A 23,548-nucleotide genomic window follows, 5' to 3' on the forward strand; every position below is an offset into this window, starting at 1 on the left:
GGCGGGCCACGCAGTCACGACGGAGGTAAGGCCGAATAATGTCCAACTTCCCGTTCCTCTCGGTGCTGACCGTGGCACCGCTGGTCGGCGCCCTGATCGTGGCCCTGCTGCCGCGGCGCAACCCGGACCTGGCCAAGCTGGTGGCGTTCGGTTGGTCGCTGCTGGTGCTGGTGCTGTCGGTGGCCATGTGGATCGCCTTCCAGGCCGACGGCGACCGGTTCCAGTTCCGCGAGTCGTACGCGTGGATCCCGAACTGGGGCGTCAACTTCACCTTCGAGGTGGACGGCATCGCGCTGGTCATGCTGATGCTGATCGCGATCCTGGTGCCGCTGGTGATCCTGGCGTCCTGGCACGACGCCGAGTCGTCCAAGCGCTCGGTGCCGGTCTACTTCGCGCTGCTGCTCATCCTCGAATGCACGATGATCGGCGTCTTCGCCGCCGCCGACGTCTTCCTGTTCTACGTGTTCTTCGAGGTCATGCTGGTGCCGATGTACTTCCTCATCGGCAGCTACGGCGGCCACCAGCGGCAGTACGCGGCGGTCAAGTTCTTCCTCTACTCCCTGGTCGGCGGCCTGTTCATGCTGGCCGCGGTGATCGGCCTCTGGGTGGTCGGCGGGAAGACCTTCGACTGGCAGGCGCTCAGCCAGGCCGAGTTCGCCACCGACACGGCCCGCTGGCTGTTCCTCGGCTTCTTCCTCGCGTTCGCGATCAAGGCGCCGTTCTTCCCGTTCCACACCTGGCTGCCGGACGCCGGTGGCGCGGCCCCGGCCGGCGCCGCGGCGCTGCTGGTCGGCGTGCTGGACAAGGTCGGCACCTTCGGGATCCTGCGGTACTGCCTGCCGCTGTTCCCCGAGGCGTCGAGGTGGTTCGCCCCGTGGGCGCTGGCGCTCGGCGTCATCGGCATCATCTACGCCGCGCTGCTGGCGGTCGGGCAGAACGACCTGAAGCGGCTGGTGTCGTACACCTCGATCGCGCACTTCGGCTTCATCGGGGTCGGCATCTTCGCCTTCACCACCCAGGCCGGCACTGGCGCGGTGCTCTACATGCTCAACCACGGCCTGGCCACCGGCCTGCTCTTCCTCGTGGTGGGCATGCTGATCGCGCGCCGGGGCTCGGCGCTGATCAGCGACTTCGGTGGCGCGGGCAAGCTGGTGCCGGTGCTCGCCGGTGTGCTCTTCTTCGCCGGTCTCGCCTCGCTGGCGCTGCCCGGCACGGCGCCGTTCGTCTCCGAGTTCCTGGTGCTGATCGGCACGTTCACCACGAACAAGCCGGTCGCGGTGATCGCCACGCTCGGCATCATCCTGGCCGCGGCCTACGTGCTGTGGATGGTGCAGCGCACCACCCAGGGCACCCTCAACCCGGCCCTGACCGAGGTCGACGGCATGCGCCGGGACCTCAGCCTGCGCGAGAAGGTCGTGGTCGCCCCGCTGATCGCGCTGATCGTGCTGCTCGGCTTCTACCCCAAGCCGGTCACCGATGTCATCAACCCCGCCGTGAAGGCGACCATGCAGGACGTGGGTCGGACCGATCCCGCCCCGGAGGTCGGTAGCGTCCAGGAGGCCGCGAAATGACCGAGCTGAAGTTGCCGTCGATCGACTACGCGGCGCTCGCTCCCATCCTGATCATGCTGGGCGCCGCCCTGGTCGGCGTCCTGGTCGAGGCGTTCGTGCCGCGCCGCCTGCGTAACGCGGTGCAGCTCGCGCTGGCCCTGCTCGCGGTGCTCGCCGCGCTGACCATGGTGATCCTGAACGCCGACGACCGGCTGATCACCGCCGGCCAGGCCATCGCGGTGGACGGGCCGACGCTCTTCCTCCAGGGCGCCATCCTGATCCTGGCCGCCATGGCCCTGCTGCTGGTGGGCGAGCGCACGGTGGAGCGGGGCGGGGCCTTCGTGGCCCAGGCCGCGGTCACCGCCGAGTCCGCCGACGACCGGCGGCAGGCCGAGGGGACGGGCGGCACCACCGAGGTGTACCCGCTGGTCACCTTCGCGATCGGCGGCATGCTGATCTTCGTGGCCGCGAACGACCTGCTGACCATGTTCATCGCGCTCGAGGTCTTCTCGCTGCCGCTCTACCTGCTCTGCGCGCTGGCCCGCCGCCGGCGGCTGCTGAGCCAGGAGGCCGCGCTGAAGTACTTCATGCTCGGTGCGTACGCCTCGGCGTTCTTCCTGTTCGGCGTGGCCCTGATCTACGGCTTCACCGCCGGGATCCCGGGCCGCGGCGCGGGCGTCGACTTCGCCACCGTCCATGCCGCGGTGGCCGAGTCCTCGTCCAGCCCGGTGCTGCTCTTCGCCGGCATGGCGCTGCTCGCCATCGGCCTGCTCTTCAAGGCCGCGGCCGCCCCGTTCCACGTGTGGACCCCGGACGTCTACCAGGGCGCGCCGACCCCGGTGACCGGCTTCATGGCCGCCTGCACCAAGGTCGCCGCGTTCGGCGCCCTGCTGCGGGTCTTCCACGTCGCCTTCGCCGGCGCCTCCTGGGACTTCACCCCGGTCCTCGGTGCGGTGGCGGTGCTGACCATGCTGGTCGGCGCGGTGCTGGCGGTCACCCAGACGGACATCAAGCGGCTGCTCGCGTACTCGTCGATCGCGAACGCGGGCTACCTGCTGGTGGGCGTGCTGGCGCCCAGCAAGGAGGGGCTCTCCGGCACGATGTTCTACCTGGTCGCGTACGGCTTCTCGGTGCTCGCCGCGTTCGCCGTGGTGACCCTGGTCCGGGACGCCGACGGCGAGGCCACCCACCTGTCCCGCTGGGCCGGGCTGGGCCGCCGGTCGCCGTTCTTCGCGGCGATCTTCACGTTCATCCTGCTGGCCTTCGCCGGTATCCCGCTCACCAGCGGGTTCACCAGCAAGTTCGCCGTCTTCGCCCCGGCGCTGGACGCGAACCAGGCCTGGCTGGTGATCGCCGGCGTGCTGACCAGCATGGTGCTGGCCTTCCCGTACCTGCGGGTCGTCGTGATGATGTGGCTCTCCGAGCCGGGCGACGCCACCCCGACGGTCACCGTGCCGGGCGCGCTCACCTCGGCCGCGCTGGTCATCGGCGTGCTCGCCACGCTGGTCCTGGGTGTCGCCCCGGCGCCCCTGCTCGACCTGGCCAACGGTGCCGCCGAATTCGTGCGATGACCCGAGTTCCACCCGGGGGCCGGTACGACGTGGCGTGCCGGCCCCCGGTCCGTATCCCCCTCGCTGGGCAGGTCGAACGGGTGTGGCATGGTTGATGGCGTGGTGATTCCGGCTGGCGAGCGTTCAGGTGCCACCGGGCCGGGCGGTCGTCCGGGCCCGGAGGCTACGGGTCAGTTCGGCGCGCTCGGACTGCACCTCGTCGATCCGCGTGTCGAGGCGTCCGTGCTGGGCCTCCTGGAGCGGGTCGAGGTCGACCTGCGGGCCAACCTGGCCAGCGCCGACCCGCTCGTCACCGAGGCCGCCCGGCACCTCGTCGAGGCCGGTGGCAAGCGGTTCCGCCCGCTGCTGGTGGCCCTGGGCGCCCAGTTCGGCGACCCGGACGCCGCGCCGGTCGTACCGGCCGCCGTGGTGATGGAGCTCACCCACCTGGCGACGCTCTACCACGACGATGTCATGGACGAGGCGGCCGTGCGGCGGGGCGCCCCGAGCGCCAACTCCCGCTGGACCAACTCGGTGGCCATCCTGGTCGGCGACTACCTCTTCGCCCGCGCCGCGGACATCGCGGCCGACCTGGGCCCGGAGGCCGTACGCCTCCAGGCGCGCACCTTCGCCCGCCTGGTACACGGGCAGATCGCCGAGACGGTCGGCCCGCGCGGCGCCGACCCGGTCGCGCACTACCTGCACGTCATCGCCGAGAAGACCGGCTCGCTGATCGCCACGTCGACCCGCTTCGGCGGCATGTTCGGCGGAGCGTCCCCCGAGCACGTCGAGGCGCTGGCCGGCTACGGAGAGATCATCGGGGTGGCCTTCCAGCTCTCCGACGACCTGCTGGACATCGCCAGCGAGTCGGTGCAGTCGGGCAAGACGCCCGGCACCGACCTGCGCGAGGGCGTGCCGACCCTGCCGGTGCTCTACGCGCTCGCCTCCGACGACTCCGACGCGGCAAGCGTCCGGCTGCGGGAGATCCTGGCGACCGGCCCGCTGGTCGACGACGCCCTGCACGCCGAGGCCCTCACCCTGCTCCGCGAGTCCCCGGCGCTCAAGCGCGCCCGGGAGACCGTCCGCAGCTACGCCGAGGACGCCCGCGCCCGCCTCGCCCCGCTCCCCGAGGGCCCGGCCCGCCGCGCCCTCGAATCCCTCTGCGACTACATCGCCGACCGCACCAGCTGACCCACTCCGCCCCACCCGCCCCCTCGGGCGGCCATGCTGGTCGATCATGAAGTTGGCGGCGGAGCCGATCTCGCGGGGTGCCGCCAACCTCATGAGCACCGGGAGATGGCCGGGGCGGGCCCACGGGACAGGAGGCGGGCGCCCAGCAGCATGAGGGCGGCGGCCAGCAACATGGCGGTCGCCGCTACCAGCCACATCGTCGGGTAGCCGGCCGTGTCGGCGAGCGTGCCCAGGCCGAGCGGGCCGAGGCAGCCGCCCGCGTACACCCCGGTCTGGGTGATCGAGGTGGCGGCGGCCGGAGCCTGCGGGTGGAGCCGGACCACGGCGAAGTTCATCAGCCCGGGCCACGCCCAGCCGAGGCCGAAGCCGAGCACCACGCCGGCGACCAGCGGCACCGGGCCGGCCACCGCGAGCAGGACCAGGCCCACCGCACCCACCACCAGCATCCCGGCGATCAGTGCGACGTGCCCGGTCTCCCGGCGGTCGGCCAGCCAGCCGGCGCCCACCCGGGCCACCACGCAGACCGCGCTGCCCAGGGTGAGGGTGAGCCCGGCCAGCGCCGGCGACAGCCCCCGGCCGGCCGCCGAGTCGACCACGAAGGTGCCCAGCGCGTTCGCCGCGGCGGCCGCCAGGGTCGCCGCCACCCCGACCACGACCAGCGGCGTCGTGGCCCGGCCCGCCTGGCCGGTGGCGCGCCGGACCCGGTCCCGCTCAGCCGGGGGTACGGCGGGCAGCGCGGCCAGCGCCGCCACGGCGGCCACCACGAACGCCCAGCGCCAGCCGGCGGTCAGCGCGACGGTCGGCACCGCCGCGCCGGCCAGCAGGGTGGAGATCGGGATGGCCGCCTGCTTCACCCCGAAGGAGAGCCCCTGCCGGTGGGCGGGCACGTGGCGGGCCAGCGCGGCATTGCTGGCGAGCTGGCCCAGGGCGTTCGCTGCGGCGCTGAGCGCGAGCAGCGCCACCAGCACCGGGTACGACCGGGCCAGCCCCGCCACGGCCAGCAGGGAGCCGGCGGAGAGCAGGATGCCGGCGCGGGCAACGACGGCCGGCCCGAAGCGCTCGACCAGGGCGCCGGAGGGCACCGAGGCGAGTGCGCTGACCCCGAAGTAGACCGAGACGGCCAGGCCCAGGCCGGCCGGGGTGAAGCCGAGGTCCTCGCCCATCTGCACGGCGAGGCCGCCGAGCAGGAAGACGGGCAGGACGCAGGCGATCGTGGTGGCGATCGCGCCCGCGTTGACCCGGACGGTGTGCCGGGGCGCGGGCGGGGCGGGATGCAGAACGGTTTCGGTCATGGTCCGGCAAACCTACGCCGACCACGTTTCGGCAGCTCATCGTGTCTGTCGGTGCACTGTCTGTGCCCGGTGATCTGGCATCCTCGATACGAACAGGCATTTCGCACTCGGGCTGTTTTTCATATGGTGTAAGTCCCCGGCGGCGGAGGTGGTTGTGCGTGACCCCTTGGCGGAACCTTCGGACCTGATCCGAAGTGTCTCCCGCGCGCTACGAGTGCTCGAGTCGGTCGGCCGTGCCCCGAAGGGCCTCACCGTCAAGCAGATCGCCCGCCGCTGCGAGCTGACCGTCGCCACCACCTACCACCTGGTGCGCACGCTCGCCTACGAGGGCTACGTGATCCGCCGGGAGGACGGCACGTACATCGTCGGGCTGGAGGTCGCCGACCGCTACCGCGAGCTGGTCACCGCGTTCCGCGGGCCGCCGCCGGTCGGGGAGGCCCTGCGGCGGGCCGCCGTCGACACCGGCTGGAGCCACTACCTGGGCCGGTTCGTGGGCGGCCAGGTGGCGGTCACGGCGGTGGCCGAGGGGCCGCGCTCGCCGTACCTGGAGGATCTGGTGCCGGGCTTCGACGAAGGGGCGCACGCCACGGCGCTCGGCAAGAGCCTGCTGGCCACCCTCACCGCGGAGCAGCGCTTCCGCTACCTGCGGGAATACGGCATGCGTCCGTTCACCGGCGCCACCCTCACCACCACCGAGGCGTTCGAGGCCGACCTGGCCGCCGGCGACCGGCGCGGGATGCAGTTGGAGCTCGGGCAGTTCCGGCAGGGGGTGGCGTGCGCGGCCGTCCTGGTCACTCCCGACAAGGACATCGAGCGCCGGGTCGTGCTGGCCTGCGCGCTGCCGGCCAGCGAAATGATGACCTCCGCCCGGGTGGTCCGCGCCAAGCTGCTCACGGTCGCCCGCGCGGTCGCCGATGGCATCGCCGCCGACACCTGAGCCGCCATAGCGCATCGGGAACGCGCGAAGGGCCCCTTCCCGGCGGGGGAAGGGGCCCAACGCAGGCGGTCCAGCGCCGGACCGCCAGGAGGAACGTCAGCTGCCGACCGGGTGGCCGTCGAGGCGCCAGGCGACGACCACGCCCGGCTTGGCGAAGTCGCCGTCCGGCCAGGTCGAGGCCGGGTTCTCCACCGAGGCGCCGGTGATCTCGCCCGGGTGCTGCACGGCCACGAAGACGGAGCGGTTGTCCTTCGTGATGAACGGGCCGCAGGTCTCCGCGCCGAGCGGCACGGTGAGGAACTGCTTCAGGTGACCCCGCTCGGGGCCCTCGACGGCGGTGGCGAAGAGGCCGTCGTTGCTGCCCAGAGCGTTGCCGTCGGTCGAGATCCACAGGTTGCCCGTGGCGTCGAAGGCCACGTTGTCCGGGCAGGAGATCGGGGAGACCTTGGTCTTGTCGTACCCGGCGAAGTGGGTGGACGGGTCGGTCGGGTCGCCGCAGACGATCGGCAGCGACCAGGCGAAGGTCTCGGCCGTGTTGTCGCCGCGGTCCTCGACCAGCTCCAGGATCTGCCCGTGCTTGTTGAGGTTGCGCGGGTTCGCCTCGTCGGCCGCCGCCTTGCCGGCCTTGCCCCGGTCGGTGTTGTTGGTCAGCGCCACGTAGACCTTGCCGGTGAGCTGGCTGGGCTCGACGTCCTCGGGACGGTCCATCTTGGTGGCGCCGACCTTGTCGCCCGCGAGGCGGGTGAAGGTCAGCACGTCCGCGGCGGTCATCCCGTCGACGTACGAGCGATTGCCGCTGACCAGCTTGATCCAGCGGCCCCGGCCGTCGAACGCGCCATCGGTGGGGAGCTTGCCGGTGCCGTCGATCTCGGCGGCGCTGTTGCCCTCCAGGGCGGCCACGTAGAGCGTGCCCGACTCCAGCAGGGTCAGGTTGTGCTTGCGGGCCACCCACGAGTTGCCCGGCATGAACTTCTTGTCCGAGACGAACTTGTAGAGGTAGTCGAAGCGCTCGTCGTCGCCCATGTACGCGACCACGCGCCCGTCCTTGGCGACGATGACGTTCGCGCCCTCGTGCTTGACCCGGCCCAGCGCGGTGTGCTTGCGCGGGCGGCTCTCCGGGTCGAACGGGTCGATCTCGACGACCCAGCCGTACCGGTGCGCCTCGTTCGGGTGCTTGGCCAGGTCGAAGCGCTCGTCGGCGCGCTCCCACTTGCGGCTGCCGCTCGGGTAGCGCACGTCGGTCGGGATGCCGTAGCGGAGCAGCTTCGGCTTCAGCTCCTCGGGCGCGCCGTCGCCGCCGACGAAGTACTGGTTGAAGTTCTCCTCGCCGGAGAGCACGGTGCCCCACGGGGTGACGCCGCCGGCGCAGTTGTTCAGGGTGCCGACGACCGTACGACCCTTCGGGTCGGCGGCGGTGCGCAGCCAGGCCGAGCCGGCGGCCGGGCCGGTCAGCTCGAACTTCGTGGCCAGCGCGGTGACCCGCCGGTTGTACTGCCGGCGGCCGTTGCGCACCGGCCGCCACTGCCCGGTGGCGTCGACCCGCTCCAACTCCACCACGGACATGCCGTGCGCGGCCATCGCCACCCGCAGCTGCTCCACCGAGAGCGCGTCCTGGCTGGTGAAGCCGGGGAACATCAGGTCCTCGTTGGTGTACTCGTGGTTGACCACCAGCAGCGCGCGCTTGCGGTCGATCGGCAGCACCCCGACGAAGTCGTTGTTGTAGCCGAACTGCGTCGCCTGCGCGGCGGCAGTCTGGGCGTGCACGTCGAACGCGGGCGCGCCCGGCACCACCGGGTCACCCCACTTGATCACTACGGCGTGGTCGTACCCGTTCGGCACGACCAGGGTGTCGAGCTTGTTCGGCGGGATCGGCTTGAAGGTCAGCGCGCCGCTGCCCACGCCGCCGGCCGGCGCGGCGGCCTCGCCCGCCCCGGGGGCGGCGGGGGCGGCGGGAGCGGCGGCGGCCGGGGCCGCGCCGGCCAGGGCGCCGGCGACGGCGCCGCCGAAGCCGAGGACCAGGGCGCCGGCGGCGCCGGCCCGGACCACGCCGCGCCGGGAGACCTCGGCGTCGACCAGATCCCCGAAGTACGGGTTGTCGGAACGGTTCGGCACCGGGTGGTCGCAGGCGTTGCCGCACCGGTAAAGGCAGGTCATGGCGTCCCGGGCGCCGTGGCGGGTGGCGCCCAGCAGCGGGAGCAGCCGAGGACGGTCGCTCATGGGGTGGAGCCTCCTGATCGGACGTCGGTGGCGCGCCCGGATCGGCTGGACGCGCGTACGGGCCGGACCCTGCCAGGGTGCGGTGAGCGGCCACCGGCGGGAACATGAACCGGGCGTGAACAGCTGCGGCGTGACCTGCGGCTGAACCGTTCGGCGTCACGGCACGTATCAAGGGGCGAACGCATCGCCGGTCTCCCCGCCGCCGGAAGCGAGGTACCGCCATCAGCGACCACGACGCCCAACTGCTGCGCGCGCTGCACGACGAGCATGCCGACGCGCTCTTCGCGCATGCTCTCCGGCTGGTCAACGGCGACCGGTCGCGCGCCGAGGACCTGGTGCAGGAGACGCTGCTCCGGGCCTGGCGGCATCCCGAGTCGCTGGACCCGCGGCGCGGCTCGGTCCGCGCCTGGCTCTTCACCACCGCCCGGAACCTGGCCATCGACGCCTGGCGCCGGCGGTCCACGCGGGTCGGCGAGGTCTACACCGACGAACTGCCCGAACCTGCCGAGACGGTCGACGAGACGGAGCGCGCGGTGGAGGCGTGGACCGTGGCCGAGGCACTGAACCGGCTCAGCCCGACCCACCGGGAGGTGCTGGTCGAGTGCTTCTACCAGGGGCGGTCGGTGGCGGAGGCGGCCGCGCGGCTCGGGGTGCCGCCGGGCACGGTGAAGTCGCGGACCCACTACGCGCTGCGCTCACTACGGTTGGTGCTGGCCGAGATGGGGGTGACCGGATGACGCGCTGCGAGTTCGAGCACGACGACGGCGCGTACGTCCTGGGTGCTCTCGCCCCCGCCGAACGGGCCGCCTACGAGCGGCACCTGGCCGGCTGCGCGTCCTGCCGCGAGGCGGTGGCCGAGATCGCCGTGCTGCCCGGCCTGCTGGGCCGGCTCGACCCAGCCGGGCTGGAGCAGTTCCTGCCGTCCGCCACGGAGACCTCCCGGGTGCCCGCGCTGCTCGACGCCGCGCGGGACCGCCGGCGCCGCGAGCGGTCCCGGTCCCGGCGGCGGTACGCGCTGACCGCCCTCGCCGCGGCCGTGCTCGCCGTGCTGGCCGGCGTCGGGGTGTCCCTGGTCCGCCCGCCGGCCGCTGCGCCGCCCACGGCGACGGCCACGGCCACCGCCACGGCGCCGGTGACCATGACGGCCATGCGGCCGGTCGCCGGTGCGGTGCCGCTGCACGCGGAGGTCGGCCTCACCGACAAGCGGTGGGGCACCGAGGTCACCATGCGCTGCGGCTACGACCTGCGCGCCGGGCACCGCGAGGCGTACACCTTCCGGCTGGTGGCGCACGGCCCGGACGGCGCGACGGAGCAGGTCGGCACCTGGCTGGCCGCCCCCGGCGACAACGTCCGCGTGGTGGGCGCCACCCACTTCACGCACGGGGAACTGGTGCGCCTCGAACTGGTCCGCGCCGACGGCACCCCGGTGCTCGCCTACGACGCCCGCTGAGGTGCGGTCAGCGGGCCCCGGCGGGCACCGGGGCGGCGGCCCGCGCCCGGGCGCGGGTCCGGCGGGTGTGGCGGACGGCGTCCGCAGTGAACACCACGAGGGCGAGCCAGACCAGGGCGAACCCGGCCAGGCGGGCCGGCGGCATCGGCTCGTGGAAGACGAGCACGCCGCAGCCGAGCTGGAGGATCGGCGCCAGGTACTGCAACATGCCCAACCCGGTCAGCGGCAGCCGGTTGGCCGCCCCGGCGAAGAGCAGCAGCGGGATCGCGGTGGCCGCGCCGGCCAGCACCAGCAGCACGGTGTGCCCGGCCGAGCCGTGCCCGAAGGTCGCCTCGCCCTGCGTGCCCAGCCAGCCGAGGTAGGCCAGCGCGGGCAGGGCCAGCACCGCGGACTCGACGAAGAGCCCCTCCGCGGCGGGCAGCCCGAGCCGCTTCTTGACCAGCCCGTAGCCGGCGAAGCTGAAGGCCAGCACGAGGGCCAGCCAGGGCAGCCGGCCGTAGTCGACGGTCAGCACCGCCACCGCGACGCCACCCACGCCGAGGGCCGCCCACTGCGCGGGACGCAGCCGTTCCCGCAGCACGAAGACGCCGATCAGCACCACGACCAGCGGGTTGATGAAGTAGCCGAGGGCGGTCTCGACCACCCGGTCGGAGTTCACCCCGTAGATGTAGGTGCCCCAGTTGACCGCGATGAGGGCGGCGGCGGCCGTGATGGCGGCCAGGGCCCGGGGTCGCCGGGCCAGCGCCCGCAGGAAGCCGATGTTGCGCATGGCGGCCAGCACCAGCGCCACGAAGACCACCGACCAGACGATCCGGTGCGCGAGGATCTCCACCGGACCGGCCGGGCGGAGCAGCTTCAGGTAGATCGGGAAGAAACCCCAGATCAGGTACGCGCCGAAGCCGTAGAGGTAGCCGAGACGGGTCTGGTTCACGCCTCCACCGTAAGTGGTGAACCCGCGCTTTGGTCCTTTCCGGTGAGCTGGGTCACCCGCCGGTCGTACGCCATCCAGCGGCCCGGCTCGACCGGCGTGAAACCGACCTTGGCGTAGACCTCGTGCGCGTCGGCGGTGGCCAGCACGATCCGGCGTACGCCCCACTCGGCCAGGTGGTCGCGAACCGCGCCGGCCAGCCAGGTGCCCAGCCCCCGGCCGCGCTCGGCGGGGTCGACGTAGACGTCGCAGAGCCAGGCGAAGGTCACCCGGTCGGTGACCACCCGGGCCACCGCCACCTGCCGCCCGTCACCGGGCCGGTAGACGCCGAAGCCGATCGAGCCGGCGAAGGCGCGCCTCACGGTGTCCCGGTCCCGCCCGAGCGCCCAGTACGCGTCGGTCGAGAGCCAGTGATGCACCCGGTCCAGGTCGAGCCGGTCCGGATCGGTGCTGAGCAGGTAGCCGTCGGAGCGGGTCAGCGTGAACACCCCTCCGACCCTAGTTGCGGCCGCACCGGGCCTCGCCAGCCAATTCCCGCCCACTGGCCTGGGCCGGTGGGCGGGAATCGGCGGGTGGTGCGGGATCAGTCGCGGTCGAGGACGGCGCCGAGGATCCAGGTGACGATGCCGACGAAGAGCGCGCCCAGCACAGCGGCCGGCCAGAAGCCGTCCACGTGGAACGGCAGCCCGGCCTCACCGGCGATCCAGCTGGTCAGCAGGAAGAGCAGGCCGTTGACCACCAGCGCGATCAGGCCGAGGGTCAGCAGGTAGAAACCGCAGCCGACGGTCTTGATGATCGGCTGGAGCACCGCGTTGACCACGCCGAAGATCGCCGCGACGAGCACCAGCGTGATGACCGTCTCGGTGGCCGAATCCGAGTTCAGCTTGATGCCCGGGATGAGCAGCGTGGCCAACCAGAACGCCACGGCCGTCGTGCCCAGCCGGATCAGGACACCCTTCAGAAAATCCATGGCCGGGATCGTGCCACGCCGCGTCGACTCGCGGAACCCGTGCGGGCTCAGTGCCGGACCGGTCGACCGACCAGTTGCGACTCGATCGGCGTCGGCGAGAGCAGCGCCCAGCGCAGCGCCCGCCGGTTGACCACGGCCACCATGTCGTCGCGGATCCGGGTCAGCCACTCCGCCGAGCCGCCCAGGCCGAGCGCCGCGCCGGCCAGCGCCGCCTCGCCAGGGTCGAGCGGTTGCAGGATCGCCAGGTCGGCGCGGGCCAGCGCGGCCGTGTCGGCCGGGGTCAGCTCGTCGCGGACCATCAGGACGGACTGCCACGCCGCCGCCGGGCCGGCCTCCGGCGGCACCGGGCCGGCGTCGACCACCAGCAGCAGGGGGCTCAGCGGGGAGCCGGGCGCGCCGCCGACCGGCCGCCCCGGCGGGACCAGCGGCACCGCCCCGCCCGGCGTGCCGAGGCCCCGGACGAACGGCTCCCAGACCCGGGGCCGCGTCGTCTGCACCGCCACCCGCGCGCCGAGCGCCAGCGCCCGCAGGGTCAGCAGTTGGGCCGCGCGCACGCCACCCACCAGCAGCAGCCGGGTCGTCGTGGGGCGGAACAGGCGTACGGTCACCGCGCCGCCGTGCCGGTTGGCGCCCACCATCAACCCGGACTCGCCGAGGGCGAACTCCAGGTCGGCCGGCTCGGGCCCGATCGGCGGGGCGTCCGGCCGGGCCACCGCCAGCGGCAGGGTCGCCGCCAGCCCGATCAGGTGCTCGCCGTCCAGCCGGCGCAGGTCGGCGCCGAGGTCTCCGGCGAGCCGGCGCAGCGCCCGCTCGGCCACCGACAGCTCGACCGTGGTGTGGGCGGCCAGGCGCACGGTCAGCTCGGCCGGCGTGGGCACAGACTCCGTGCCGGCACGCGGACCCACGCAGAGCGCGACGGTGGTGGCGGTGGCCGGCAGCGCCAGCAGCCGGGGCACGAATCGCCGTGCGGCGTCGGTGCGCGGCTCCGGCCAGCGGCGCAGCCGCCAGGTGGCCTGCGGCAGCCCGCCCACGTGTACCGCCGGCCAGCTCTCCCGGACGGGCGCCCCGTCGTGGTGGGCCAGTTCGGCCATCACACGCAGCGCCGCGGGGCCGCCGAGGGGGCGACCGGTGAGCGGGCCGAGCCGGCGGACGATCCGCCGGACCGTGCCGGACAGGCTCCGGCGCAGCTCGTCGTCCGACCAGCCGTCCGCCCGGAGCGCCCGGACCGCCAGCACGACCCGGACCCGGCCCGCCAGCCGTCCGTCGGTGAGCTGCCGGTAGGAGGTGCCGGCCGTGCCCGCCCCGGCGATGGGGGCCGGCGCGGGCGACGCGGAGCACAGCAGCTGGATCCGCACCGGTGGACTCTCCGGCCCGGCCGGGGGCAGCAGGCCGAGCGGCGACGGCAGCTCCTGCGGGCCGTCGCCGAGCAGGTCGTCCGGGTCGCCGATCTCCAGCAGCGCGGTCAACCCGGCGGCGTCCTCCAGCACCGCCGCCGGACCGCCGGCCAGCTCCGCCTCGTGCACCGCCGCGCCCGGGCGGGTCAGCTCCAGCAGCGCCGCCGGCCCGGAGGCGGCCGGAAGGGCGCGCCGCCGGGTCAGGTGGGCCGTGCCGACGGCGAGCCACTCGAAGAGCCAGCGGCCCCGGACCCGGACCCAGGCGGCGGGCACCAGCACCGCCGCCAGGAGCAGGGCGGCCGCGGTCACGAGGACGCCCCGGCCGACGCCCGCGACCAGCGCGGCCACCGCGACCTGGGCGGCCACCACCTGCCCGGCCCGGACCGGCGGTGCCGGCCGGTGCGTCCGATGTGGTGGGCCGGCGGACACCGGTGGAACGGTGTGGGTCGCGCTCACCGCACCTCCTCCGCCTGTTCGCCGTGTGACGCCGCAGTGGCTCATCGTAGAGCTTCGCTGTCCACAGGGGAGCCCGAGGGGGTAGCAGAAGCGGAGTCGGGCGGCTACCGTCAGCGACGAGTTCCGCCGAGCGCGCGCCGTCCCCTGCCCCCTTCTCCGGTGGCGCGCTCCGGCGAGTCCACGGTGGTCGCTCCGGCGACCAGCCACGACCGAGGAGACGAGGTGACGTCCGGGGTGTCCCAGACTCAGGCAGAAGCCGCGGTGATGCAGCACACCGCCGCGAAGTTCGAGCAGGTCGACCAGTCGTTGCAGACCATGCTCAGCGGCCTGATGGCCGAGCTGGAGGTCCTGCAGCAGGCCTGGCGCGGCGCCGGCGGGCGCTCCTTCGAGCAGGTCAAGCAGCAGTGGGCGCAGGACCAGGCGGCCCTGCAGCGGGCGCTGCGGGAGACCGCGACGGCGATCCGCACGGCGGGCCGGCACTACGACGTGTCCGACACCGAGGCCGCCGGCCGGGTGGCGGGAACCAACCGCGGCATCCAGCTGCCCCTCTGACGCACGGAAGGACCGATCGATGGACCACGGTGTGCTGGTCGTCAACTTCGCCGCCCTGCAACAGGCCGGCGCCGACATCCAGAGGGCGCTGACCACCCTCGAAACCCAGCTCGGGCAGCTCGAACGCGACGCGACCCCGCTGGTGGCGAGCTGGTCCGGCGAGGCGCGCGAGGCCTACGAGCAGCGGCAGGCCCGCTGGCGGGCCGCCTCGCAGGACCTCCAGGCCATGCTGCGCGACATCAAGCTGGCCGTGGAGGACTCCGCGGCCGACTACCTCGACACCGAGAAGCGCAACGTCAACCTGTTCCAGTAGTCGCCGGCGGGCGGCACGGGCGCTCCCGTCCGTGCCGCCCGCCGCGGCATGCACGTGTTACCGACAGGTCAGGCCGGGCCGGCTGGGTGCCAGCGACGGCGCGCCCCGCGCGGCAGCACCACGGCGAGCAGTGCCACCACCAGGGCGGCTGCCCCGGCCGCGCCGGCCACCAGCAGCGCCCTGCCCCGGGCCGACGTGCGGGGGGCCTGCCGGGCCAGCTCCGCCCCGTCGGGCCGGTCCGCCGGCAGCGCGGCCCCGGCTCGGGGGCGACCGGCGGCGACGACCGGCGACTCGGTCACCGCGCGGTACGGGTTGAGCACCCCGGCGCCGTACCCGTCGCCGCGGCCCGGGGCCGGATCGGCGCCGGCCACGATCCGCCGGGCGATCTCCGCCGCGCTCAGCTCGGGGTGATACTGGCGCAGCAGCGCCGCGGTGCCGGCCACGAAGGGCGCCGCGTAGCTGGTCCCCTCCGCCCTGCGGTGACCCTGGCCGGGCGCCGCCATCAGCACGTCCGCGCCCGGAGCGACCAGGTCGACGTACGGGCCCGTCTGAGAGAACGTGGCACGGCTGCCGTCCGCCCCGATCGCCCCCACCCCGAGCACCCCGTTGTACGCGGCCGGGTACGGCCGGGGGTCCCCGCTGTCGTGCAGGTTGCCGGCGGCGGCCACCACCACGACATCCCGCCGGACCGCGTAGGCGACCGCGGCGCGTACGGCGGGGTGGTCCGCGTACAGCACGACGGAGAGGTTCACCACGTCGGCGTCGTGGTCCACCGCCCAGCGGATGGCCCGGGCGAACTCGGCCGCCCCGACCGTACGCCCCGACTCCCGCCCGTCGACCACCTGCTGTTCGCTGACGCGTACAGGCAGGATGCGGGCGTTCGGGGCGAGCCCGCGGAAGGACACTCCGGGCCGGGGCGCGGCGGCGACGAGGCTCGCGACGCCGGTGCCGTGCCCGGCACAGTCGCGGGTGCCGTCGCCGCCGGGATCGAGGAAGTCGGCGCCGTCGAGGACCCGGCCGGTGAGCTGCGGATGGGACCGGTCCACCCCGGAGTCGACCACCGCGACCACCACCCCGGCGCCGGTGGCGAGCGGGGTGAGCCGGTCCGGCGCGTACCGTTGCTGGGGCCACGGCTGCTCCGCCACCGGTCGGGCCGGCGCGGGTGGCGCGGCGCAGCCCGACGGCCCGCGGGCCGAGGCCGGGGCGGCCGGCAGCCCGGTGAGGAGGAGGGTCGCCAGGGCGGCCAGGGCCGGTCGCGCGGTGGGCCGGGACATCGACGGCCTCCGTATCGTGTCGACTCCGGAACGGGATGTTAGCGCCTCGCCGGCGGCCCGGCCGACCGGCGACATCCAGGCATTTGTGATCTTGTTACCACCTTGTAGGTTGTAGGCGATGCCTGTGGCCTGTTCACGGAAGGAGAGGTGGCCGTGACCGGATGGGAGCCGGCCACCGAGGCCGAGGTGGCGATGCGCGACGCGCTGCGCGCGCAGGACCAGCAGCTCTACTTCCGCATCCTGACCCGCGTCGAGCTGCACCTGCCGGTCGCCGCGGAGACGATCTCCGGGCCGGGCCCGGCGGGCTGGGGCACCTGGACCACCGGGGGCCGGACGCACGTGCTGGCCTTCACCTCCGCCACCGCGCTGCGCGCCTGCCTGGGCGAGAACGCCGGCACCACCCGCCGTGTCGCGTACGCCGAGCTGGCCACGGACTGGCCCAACCACGAGTGGTGGCTGGCGGTCAATCCGGGGCTGCCGATCGAGGGCTACCTGCCGGCCTGGTTCGTCGCGCAGCTCGCCCGGGGTGACGTGCGGCTGCCTGGCCGGACCATGGGCGCCCGGGCCCGCCTGGAGCGGGTGGAGAGCGCCGCCCGGGCCGCCCGGGGTGGCCCGTCGGCCCCCGGGCGGGACGTCCCGCCGTCGCCGGTGCCCGGAGGGCGGATCCCACCCGGCCCGCTGCCGCCGGTCCGCAACGGACCCGGGCCCGTCGGCGAGGAACCGTCGACAGTCCCGATCCCGACCGTCCCCGCCCCGAGCACCCGGGCCGGCGTCCCCGACCCGTCCGCCCCGGCCCTCCGCGCCGACCCCTCCATCCCGCCGGCTCTCCGCGCCGAGCCGTCCGTCCCGCCGGCCCGCCGCCGCGACCCGTCCGCCGTCCGCCCGGATCCGTCGGCAATCCGCCCGGATCTGCCGGTCTCGCCGCCGGCTCCCGGTCCCGAGCCGGCCAACGGGCGGCCGCCCCGCCCGCTCGGTCGCCGCGCTCCCGACGAGGCGCGGCCCGCGGACCCGCCCGCCGCCGATCCGGGCCAGGACAAGCTCGCCGGTTGGCTCACCGACCTGCGTCGGCGTCCCGACGAGCCCGATCCGTTCGCCGGCGCCGGCCGCCCCGACCCTGCAAACGGCCGGTCGGTCCAGTCCGCGCCGCCGCCCGCCCGGTCCTTCTTCGAGCCCGCCTCGGGCCACGCAGCCCGGCGGTCCTCGCCGCTGGACGCGCCCCGCCGCGGTGGGGAGCGGGCGACGCCGCCGTCCCGGTTCGCCGGTGGCGGCCAGCCGTTCCCGCGCCGGCGGCCGTTGAACGAGCCGGTGCCGGAGGACCCGACGCGGGCGTTCCGGGTGGATTCCGCCGAACCGGCCCCGGCGAGCCGGCCTGCGGAACCGGCCCGCCCGTTCCGCCCCGCCGCCCCACCCGCGGAGGCGACCCAGGTTCTGCCGCGCCGGCACCCCGGCACCGGTGACGCCCCGGGCTCCGACGAGCGGACCCAGCCGATCCCCAGCCCGGCCGACCTCGCCGACGCCGAGGAGCTTCCGCCGTCCATCGCCGAGCCGGTGTCCGGCCCGCCCGCGCCGCGCCGGGGCTTCACCCCGATCGTCATCGAGGGCACCGTCATCGAGTCCCGGGATCTGACCGAGCCGGCGGAGCAGCCGCCGCGCTCCGCCCCGGGTGCGCCGACCGGGCCCTACGCGGTGCCCACGGTGCCCGCCGCCGCGTCCGCGATGGAGACGGCGGCGGCTGATGGCGATGCCACGGTGCCCTGGGCCGGCCCCACCGATCCGACCCTGTCGCTGACGGTCGACCCGCCCCTCTCGCCCGCCCCCGCCCGGTCCGCGGCCGGCGAGACCGTCGATCTCGCGGCCGGCACGGCAGCCCGGCCCGCCGGCCCGCCGGGCGAGCCGACCGTGCCGCTGTTCGGCCCGTCCGCCCGGGTGGCGGCGGGCCCGTCGGACGACCTGCCCCCGCCGCCGTTCACCCCTCCCGGGACCGGGGCGGACACCGACGCGCCGGCGGCGGAGAAGCCGACCGCGCCGCTGGTGGAGCCGCCGTTCGCCCCATCGACGCCGCCCTCGTCCGACCGCGATGCCGCCGCGGACGCGACCACGTCACTGTTCGCGCCGACCTCGCCCGCGCCCGAGCCGACCACGTCGCCGTTCGCGCCGTCTTCTCCGGCGCCCGAGCCGACCACCACCCTGTTCCCGCCGGTCGAGCCGCTGTTCGAGCCGTCCGCTCCGGGGCCCGATCCGACCACGACGCTGTTCCCGCCGGTCGAGCCGACCGCGCCGCTGTTCGAACCGTCTGCGCGCTCGACCATGCCGGGATTCCCGCCGGGCGCGCCGACAGCCGCCGAGGGCGAGCCGACCACGTCGCTGTTCGAGTCGGCCGAGCCCACCGGGCCGGCCACCGCCGCGGACGAGCCGGCCACGTCGGTGTTCGCGCCGGCCGCGGAGGAGCCGCCGGCCGCCGGCATCCCGTCAGCCCGGGACGTCGCCGACAGCGCCCCGCAGGCCGAGTTCGTGCCGGCGAACGAGGTGGAGGAGGAACTGCTGACCGCTGCCGGCAGCGGCAGCACCGACGGCTTCCTCACCACTCTGCTGCTGGCCCGGGTGCTGCTGCCGGTCGCCCCCGAATCGGCGCCGGGCAGCCGCCCGGGGGACGCCGGTTTCGTGTGGCGTACCGAGCAGATCGACGATGGGACCTACGTGGTCGTCCACACCTCGCCGGAGCGCCTGGCGGACCGTGCCGGTGGCCCGGTCGAGACGGTACGGGTCAAGTTCGTCCAGCTCATCCGCCGCTGGCCGGACGTGAGCTGGTCGTTCGCCGTGAATCCGGGCACACCGGTCGGGGCGACGTACCCGGGGGAGCAGGTCCTCGCGCTCGCCAACTGGGCCGCCGAGGTGGGGCTGGGCGACGACCCGGAGACGGAGCCGCCCGCCACCGCACCGGAGCCGGCGGCGGAACCGCGGCCCGCGCCGCCGCCGGTCGATTCGACGCGCCCGGTCACCATGCAGAAGGCGATCGCGCCGAGCCAGCTCGCCTACTACCTGGAGCGGGGCTACGACCGGGTCTCCGGCTTCGTGCACCGGGCGAGCGAGCTGGCCCACCTCCGCAGCCCGGCCGAGCTGTACGACGCGCTCGGTCTCGGCCACCCCGGCTCGCCGTTCGCCCGCGACGCCGAGGAGATCTACCTGCTCCGCTGGCCGGCCTACCGGCCGAGCCTCTACCGCATCCCCTACGGAGGCCAGAACGAGGCCGCGATGCGGGCCATGGAGGGCTGGGTGATCGAGCGGTCCCCGTTCCGCGGCAACGGCTTCGCGCCGGGGGAGAGCAGCGACGTGGTCGCCGAGTTCAAGGTGGACAGCGCTCGGCTCCCGCACGGCGCCGAGCTGTGGCGCGTCGGCGCGGACCGCAGCGAGCGGGTGGTCGCCGTGCTGGACACCGACACGCTGCTCTGGGTCAGGGCGGGTGACGCGTGACCCGCGACGGCTACGTGGCGCGCTGGCGGGGCCGGGAGTACCAGGCCGGCCCCGACGGCGCCGACGTCCGCCTGTACCAGCCGGAGCCGGGCGAGGGCTTCACCGAGGTACGCCCCGGCCGGCACGTCCGGGTGGTGCCGGCCGCCGAGGTCGAGGACCTGGCGTACGTGCGGACCACCTGCACCTGGCAGGGGCAGCCGTTCATCGTGCTGGCGGAGCACGACGGCTGGCTACGGGTGGAGTACACGGGTGGCCGCTGGCCGGTGGCCCAGAAGATGGGGCTGGAGGCGTTCGACTTCGGCGTCTACCAGGGCTGGGCGCCCGCGAACGAGGTGACCGACCTGCGCGAGCAGCGGGTCTGAGTCAGGACTTCGTCCAGCGCAGGATCTCGCCCAGCACGAGGTCCCGGGCCTCGACGTGCGGGAAGTGGCCCACCCCGTCGAGCAGCCGCCATTCGTAGGGTGCGGTGACGTAGCGGCCGGAGCCCTGGGCGGTGCGCGGCAGCGAGGCCCGGTCCAGCGCGCCGTGCAGCTGGAGGGTCGGGGTGACCAGCGGCTTCTGCATGAGCCGGACGAACCGGTAGCCGTGCAGCCGCAGCACCGACCGGAACGCCCAGCGGTAGCCCTCCATGGCGCAGAACGCGGCCTGCGGGATCTGCATGGCCACCCGGCAGCACCGGGCGTACGCCTCGAAGTCGGGACCGTTCACCCAGCGCGGCCCGCCCCAGCGGCGCAGCATCGCCTCCACCTCGGCGGCGTCGTCGCGGGTCAGCACATGCTCGTAGCGGGGGAGCTGGAACTTCAGCGTGGGGGTGGACGCGGTGAACTGGCCGCGCGGGTCGGCGAAGATGGCGGCCCGCAGGCGCAGCGGGTGCGGCGCGCCGAGCACCACCATCCGCCGGACGAGGGTGGGGTGGAAGGAGGCGGCGGTCCAGGCGATGAGGCCGCCGGCGCCGCTGCCGACCAGGGTGGCCGACCGCTCACCGAGGGCGCGGATCAGCCCGGCGACGTCTGCGGCGAGGGTGTAACCGTCGTACCCCCGGGGTGGCTTGTCGCTCGCGCCGTAACCCCGCAGGTCGACGGCGACCGCGCGGAAGCCGGCGTCGGCGACGGCCGGCAGCATCTCGTGCCAGGCGTACCAGTATTCGGGGAAGCCGTGCAGGAAGAGCACCATGGGGCCGGTGCCGGCCTCGACGACGTGGAAGCGGCTGCCGTTCGCGCCGACGAACCGGTGCGTCCACGGCCCCTCGGGGAGCACGCAGGACTCGTCGACGGGTCCGCCACGCTGGTCGGTCATGGGGCACAGCCTAGGGCGGGCAGCGTGGGTACGACCCCGCAGGTGCGCAGGATCAGGGGATTCTCCGGGACACACCGGACGGGCCGCGCCCGGCCGGGCCCCGGAAAGGGCGATGCCCGGGCAGGTGACCTGCCCGGGCATCGCGGGTGTAGCGGTGATCAGCGGCTCAGGAGAAGCGGACCTTCATGGAGGTGCCGTTCTGCTGGAGAACCTTGATCTTGACGCCGGTGGCCGGGAGCTTGACGCCGTGGTTCGGCAGCTCCGGGTACCAGTACTGCTTGGTGTCGTCGAACAGCGGCTGCGCGGCCTGGCCACGGATGTACTGCGGCTGGCTGTTGATGTGCAGCGTGAACGAGTCCGCCTTCTTCAGGCTGAACGGCGCGTCGTAGACCTGGACGCGGGCCCGCCACGGGGCGCCGGTCAGGTTGTAGATCGGCCGCGGGTGCGCGTCGATGTAGAGGTTGCGGCCCTCACCCGGGTGCTCGAAGGTGTCGTTGTCCGCGTACCGGAGGTTCCAGTACGAGATCAGCAGACCCTCCTGGTACGCGTAGTGGTCCACCCAGTCCGGGCGGGTGTTCGCGTAGCCGAAGAAGTACGGGCCGGTCTTCAGGTACTTGTCGTACGAGACGTACGACCGGTTGCCCGCGATGTAGTAGTTGTCGAAGAGCCGGGTGTAGCTCTCCCCGGTGATGCTCCAGCCGTCGAGCGTCCAGTCGCCGGCACCGGTCTCGGCGCCGTCGCTGAGCACGGTCTGGCCGTCGGCGGTCACGGTGATGGCGTCACCGAAGAAGCCGCCCGAGGCGACACCACCGTCGGTGATGTAGTGGAAGCGGAACTGCACGACCTTGCCGGCCGCCGCGTCCATCGGAATGTTGATGTCCGCCCACTTGCCCGCGCTGCTGCCGGTCAGGCCCGGCGTCGGGTCGGTGTTGGACACCGGCGGGATCGGCTTGCCGTTGACGGTGCCGGGCAGCGCGGCCCAGGTCTTGCCGCCGTCCAGCGACGCCTCGAAGAAGAGGTAGTCGTAGCCGGTCTCGATGTTGAAGCGGCCCTTCATGGACAGCGACGCCGAGGTCTTCCCGGTGAAGTCGAGCGTCCTGGTCATGGTGTTGTCCAGGTCGTCGTCGTTGCCGGAGAAGTACTGCTTGGTGCCCTCGAACGGAGCGCCGTACTGGAAGGTGTACTCCCGCTGCGGCAGCACGACGACCGCGGCCTGTGCCTTCTTGGAGTTGTACTCCTCCGGGCCCAGGTCCAGGGTGCGCTTCTGCCCGGCCTTGACCACCTCGTAGTCGAGCCAGCCGAGCTGGAGCTTGTTCCAGGCGCCGAGGTCGCCACCGCGCTCGCCGATGCCCTGATCGTTCTTGTCGCCGAGCCGGCTCTGGGCCATCAGGGTCCAGTGCTCGTTGTTGTTGTCGCCGCCGTTGATGTTGTTGTAGTCGTCCGGCAGGCCGAGGTCGTGGCCGTACTCGTGGTAGAAGACGCTACGGCCACCGTTCTCCGGCTGGATCGTGTAGTCGCGGATCCAGACGCCGGTGTTGCCGATCTGGGTGCCGCCGATCGGGAAGTTCGGCGGGCCGACCCGGGAAGTGTTGTACGCCGCCCACCGGTGGCTCCAGATGGCGTCCTCACCCTGGTGCGGGTCACCGTCGGCCTGGTCGCCGCCGGAGTGGACGATCTGGAAGTGGTCGATGTAGCCGTCCGGCTCGTTGAAGTTGCCGTCGCCGTCGTAGTCGAACCGGTCCCACTGGTCGAACGACTGCATGTCGGCCTTGATCTGGGCGTCGGTGCGGCCCTTGGCCTTCTGGTCGGCGACCCACTGGTTGGCGGCGTCGCGGATCAGGTCCCAGGTGTTCGGGCAGACGTTGTCCGCGCAGACCGCCGGGTCGCCCGTCGGGTCGTCGTCGGCCTTCGGGTCGTCCGAGCGGCCGTAGCGGGCGGCGTTGTACTTGACCTTCACCCAATCGGTGACCGTGCCGTCCACCGTGTAGCGGCCGGAGGACTGTGCCTCGTAGTACTGCTTGAGCGACTCGTCGCCCGGCTTGGTGCCGAAGTACAGCTGCCGGAAGTGCTCGGCGCTGTAGTCGGCCTGCCAGACGGTGGAGTTGTCCACCGCCCGGTTGGGTTGCGGGATCTGGTTGTGCTGCGGGCCGTCGTACCCGGTCGGGCCGGCGATGTCCGGGTTGATGTCCTTGTCCGGGTAGGCCGGGTCGCGCTCGTCGCCGAACTCGGCGAGGATCACGAAGATCTTGTCGGTCCGCTCCCGGGCCAGCTCGACGTACTGGTCCTTCTTGCCCGCCTTGGCGTTGGCGGTCCGGGCGCCGGCCGCCGCCGCCGCGCCGCCGGCGGTCTCGCCGACCTTGACGACGGTGCTGCCGTTGATCTTCTGGGCCTTGGCCCGGCCGGACAGGACCTCGCTGAGGCCCTCCTGGCGGAGTGCCCGCCGCTTGTCCTCGAGCTTGTCCGGCAGATCGTGTGGGGCCTGCGGCTCGGCGACCGCCGGAGCGGCAGCCGGCAGTTTCGGGGTCGGCGCCGCGCTGGCGGCGGCGGAGCCCGCCACCAGTCCCGTCGCCGTCAGCGAAAGCCCGAGCAGACCCACTGCGACTTTGCGCACGTGGTACCTCCGGTGTGAGGGAACCGGCCCTACGGGGGTACGGGCCGGTGGAAGGTCCCACAAGTGGGACCACTGGTGAAGATAGACAGTCCCGTG

19 protein-coding genes are annotated in these 23,548 nt (G+C 73.8%); 10 read left to right on the forward strand and 9 right to left on the reverse strand.

Features of this window, described 5'->3' with window-relative positions; translation table 11 throughout:
- Positions 1-38: 38 nt before the first annotated feature.
- The 3 genes from ABZW14_RS01405 to ABZW14_RS01415 all read left to right on the forward strand — a co-directional run bounded on the left by ABZW14_RS01405 (position 39) and on the right by ABZW14_RS01415 (position 4,291).
- Positions 39-1,571 (forward strand): NADH-quinone oxidoreductase subunit M, encoded by a 1,533-nt coding sequence (locus ABZW14_RS01405; RefSeq protein WP_355337952.1) that lies wholly within the window; start codon positions 39-41, stop codon positions 1,569-1,571.
- Positions 1,568-3,121 carry an NADH-quinone oxidoreductase subunit NuoN gene (nuoN, locus tag ABZW14_RS01410; RefSeq protein WP_355337955.1) on the forward strand — a complete coding sequence of 518 codons (1,554 nt, stop codon included), beginning with the start codon at positions 1,568-1,570 and terminating at the stop codon, positions 3,119-3,121. Before ABZW14_RS01405 ends, nuoN begins: the two co-directional genes overlap by 4 nt.
- 87 nt (positions 3,122-3,208) lie before the next feature.
- A complete protein-coding gene (locus tag ABZW14_RS01415; protein WP_355337958.1) occupies positions 3,209-4,291 on the forward strand; it encodes a polyprenyl synthetase family protein in 1,083 nt (360 codons plus the stop codon).
- 89 nt (positions 4,292-4,380) lie between these two features.
- On the opposite strand, the gene ABZW14_RS01420 is transcribed toward ABZW14_RS01415, so the two are convergent.
- Positions 4,381-5,583, reverse strand: a complete 1,203-nt coding sequence (locus ABZW14_RS01420; protein ID WP_355337961.1) for an MFS transporter — start codon at positions 5,581-5,583, stop codon at positions 4,381-4,383.
- Positions 5,584-5,737: 154 nt separating this feature from the next.
- On the opposite strand from ABZW14_RS01420, the gene ABZW14_RS01425 reads away from it, so the two are divergent.
- Complete coding sequence (locus tag ABZW14_RS01425; RefSeq protein WP_355337964.1) at positions 5,738-6,520, forward strand: helix-turn-helix domain-containing protein; 783 nt, start codon at positions 5,738-5,740, stop codon at positions 6,518-6,520.
- 96 nt (positions 6,521-6,616) lie between these two features.
- Here the strand turns inward: ABZW14_RS01425 and ABZW14_RS01430 are convergent, their stop codons facing one another.
- Positions 6,617-8,737 carry a PhoX family phosphatase gene (locus ABZW14_RS01430; protein WP_355337967.1) on the reverse strand — a complete coding sequence of 707 codons (2,121 nt, stop codon included), beginning with the start codon at positions 8,735-8,737 and terminating at the stop codon, positions 6,617-6,619.
- Between the two features lie 221 nt (positions 8,738-8,958).
- On the opposite strand from ABZW14_RS01430, the gene ABZW14_RS01435 reads away from it, so the two are divergent.
- Entirely contained in the window at positions 8,959-9,474 is a 516-nt protein-coding gene (locus ABZW14_RS01435; RefSeq protein WP_355339354.1) for a sigma-70 family RNA polymerase sigma factor, read from the forward strand.
- Positions 9,471-10,187 carry a zf-HC2 domain-containing protein gene (locus ABZW14_RS01440; protein ID WP_355337970.1) on the forward strand — a complete coding sequence of 239 codons (717 nt, stop codon included), beginning with the start codon at positions 9,471-9,473 and terminating at the stop codon, positions 10,185-10,187. Before ABZW14_RS01435 ends, ABZW14_RS01440 begins: the two co-directional genes overlap by 4 nt.
- A 7-nt stretch (positions 10,188-10,194) precedes the next feature.
- On the opposite strand, the gene rarD is transcribed toward ABZW14_RS01440, so the two are convergent.
- The 4 genes from rarD to eccE all read right to left on the reverse strand — a co-directional run bounded on the left by rarD (position 10,195) and on the right by eccE (position 13,935).
- A complete protein-coding gene (rarD, locus tag ABZW14_RS01445; RefSeq protein ID WP_355337973.1) occupies positions 10,195-11,118 on the reverse strand; it encodes an EamA family transporter RarD in 924 nt (307 codons plus the stop codon).
- Positions 11,115-11,603: a GNAT family N-acetyltransferase gene (locus ABZW14_RS01450; protein WP_355337976.1), complete on the reverse strand. Its 489-nt coding sequence runs from the start codon at positions 11,601-11,603 to the stop codon at positions 11,115-11,117. Before ABZW14_RS01450 ends, rarD begins: the two co-directional genes overlap by 4 nt.
- A gap of 95 nt (positions 11,604-11,698) precedes the next feature.
- Positions 11,699-12,085, reverse strand: coding sequence for a phage holin family protein (locus ABZW14_RS01455; RefSeq protein ID WP_355337979.1), 387 nt, complete (start codon positions 12,083-12,085; stop codon positions 11,699-11,701).
- A gap of 47 nt (positions 12,086-12,132) precedes the next feature.
- Complete coding sequence (gene eccE, locus ABZW14_RS01460) at positions 12,133-13,935, reverse strand: type VII secretion protein EccE (protein WP_355337982.1); 1,803 nt, start codon at positions 13,933-13,935, stop codon at positions 12,133-12,135.
- Between the two features lie 234 nt (positions 13,936-14,169).
- On the opposite strand from eccE, the gene ABZW14_RS01465 reads away from it, so the two are divergent.
- Positions 14,170-14,487, forward strand: coding sequence for a WXG100 family type VII secretion target (locus ABZW14_RS01465; protein WP_355337985.1), 318 nt, complete (start codon positions 14,170-14,172; stop codon positions 14,485-14,487).
- 19 nt (positions 14,488-14,506) lie between these two features.
- Positions 14,507-14,800, forward strand: coding sequence for a WXG100 family type VII secretion target (locus ABZW14_RS01470; RefSeq protein WP_355337988.1), 294 nt, complete (start codon positions 14,507-14,509; stop codon positions 14,798-14,800).
- 68 nt (positions 14,801-14,868) lie between these two features.
- Here ABZW14_RS01470 and mycP read toward each other — a convergent pair whose 3' ends face one another.
- Positions 14,869-16,074 (reverse strand): type VII secretion-associated serine protease mycosin, encoded by a 1,206-nt coding sequence (mycP, locus tag ABZW14_RS01475; protein WP_355337991.1) that lies wholly within the window; start codon positions 16,072-16,074, stop codon positions 14,869-14,871.
- 153 nt (positions 16,075-16,227) lie between these two features.
- Between mycP and ABZW14_RS01480 the strand changes: the two genes are divergently transcribed.
- Together ABZW14_RS01480 and ABZW14_RS01485 are read left to right on the forward strand one after the other, a co-directional pair.
- A complete protein-coding gene (locus tag ABZW14_RS01480; RefSeq protein WP_355337994.1) occupies positions 16,228-19,545 on the forward strand; it encodes an SseB family protein in 3,318 nt (1,105 codons plus the stop codon).
- On the forward strand, positions 19,542-19,907 hold the full coding sequence (locus ABZW14_RS01485) for a hypothetical protein (protein WP_355337997.1): 366 nt from the start codon (positions 19,542-19,544) through the stop codon (positions 19,905-19,907). The genes ABZW14_RS01480 and ABZW14_RS01485 overlap by 4 nt, the downstream gene beginning before the upstream one ends.
- A gap of 1 nt (position 19,908) precedes the next feature.
- Here ABZW14_RS01485 and ABZW14_RS01490 read toward each other — a convergent pair whose 3' ends face one another.
- Together ABZW14_RS01490 and ABZW14_RS01495 are read right to left on the reverse strand one after the other, a co-directional pair.
- Positions 19,909-20,841 carry an alpha/beta hydrolase gene (locus ABZW14_RS01490; RefSeq protein ID WP_355338000.1) on the reverse strand — a complete coding sequence of 311 codons (933 nt, stop codon included), beginning with the start codon at positions 20,839-20,841 and terminating at the stop codon, positions 19,909-19,911.
- A gap of 166 nt (positions 20,842-21,007) precedes the next feature.
- Complete coding sequence (locus ABZW14_RS01495) at positions 21,008-23,437, reverse strand: immune inhibitor A domain-containing protein (protein WP_355339357.1); 2,430 nt, start codon at positions 23,435-23,437, stop codon at positions 21,008-21,010.
- Positions 23,438-23,548: the final 111 nt, after the last annotated feature.

Source organism: Micromonospora sp. NPDC004551 (genome assembly GCF_040609975.1).
In the GTDB taxonomy this organism is placed as follows: Bacteria; Actinomycetota; Actinomycetes; order Mycobacteriales; family Micromonosporaceae; genus Micromonospora.

What these genes read in the sequence shown, in the direction of transcription:
- ABZW14_RS01405 (WP_355337952.1), top strand. Translation starts at nt 39, where the DNA reads ATGTCCAACTTCCCGTTCCTCTCGGTGCTGACCGTGGCACCGCTGGTC.
- nuoN (WP_355337955.1), top strand. Translation starts at nt 1,568, where the DNA reads ATGACCGAGCTGAAGTTGCCGTCGATCGACTACGCGGCGCTCGCTCCC.
- ABZW14_RS01415 (WP_355337958.1), top strand. Translation starts at nt 3,209, where the DNA reads ATGGTTGATGGCGTGGTGATTCCGGCTGGCGAGCGTTCAGGTGCCACC.
- ABZW14_RS01420 (WP_355337961.1), bottom strand. Translation starts at nt 5,583, where the DNA reads ATGACCGAAACCGTTCTGCATCCCGCCCCGCCCGCGCCCCGGCACACC.
- ABZW14_RS01430 (WP_355337967.1), bottom strand. Translation starts at nt 8,737, where the DNA reads ATGAGCGACCGTCCTCGGCTGCTCCCGCTGCTGGGCGCCACCCGCCAC.
- ABZW14_RS01440 (WP_355337970.1), top strand. Translation starts at nt 9,471, where the DNA reads ATGACGCGCTGCGAGTTCGAGCACGACGACGGCGCGTACGTCCTGGGT.
- ABZW14_RS01455 (WP_355337979.1), bottom strand. Translation starts at nt 12,085, where the DNA reads ATGGATTTTCTGAAGGGTGTCCTGATCCGGCTGGGCACGACGGCCGTG.
- ABZW14_RS01470 (WP_355337988.1), top strand. Translation starts at nt 14,507, where the DNA reads ATGGACCACGGTGTGCTGGTCGTCAACTTCGCCGCCCTGCAACAGGCC.
- mycP (WP_355337991.1), bottom strand. Translation starts at nt 16,074, where the DNA reads ATGTCCCGGCCCACCGCGCGACCGGCCCTGGCCGCCCTGGCGACCCTC.
- ABZW14_RS01490 (WP_355338000.1), bottom strand. Translation starts at nt 20,841, where the DNA reads ATGACCGACCAGCGTGGCGGACCCGTCGACGAGTCCTGCGTGCTCCCC.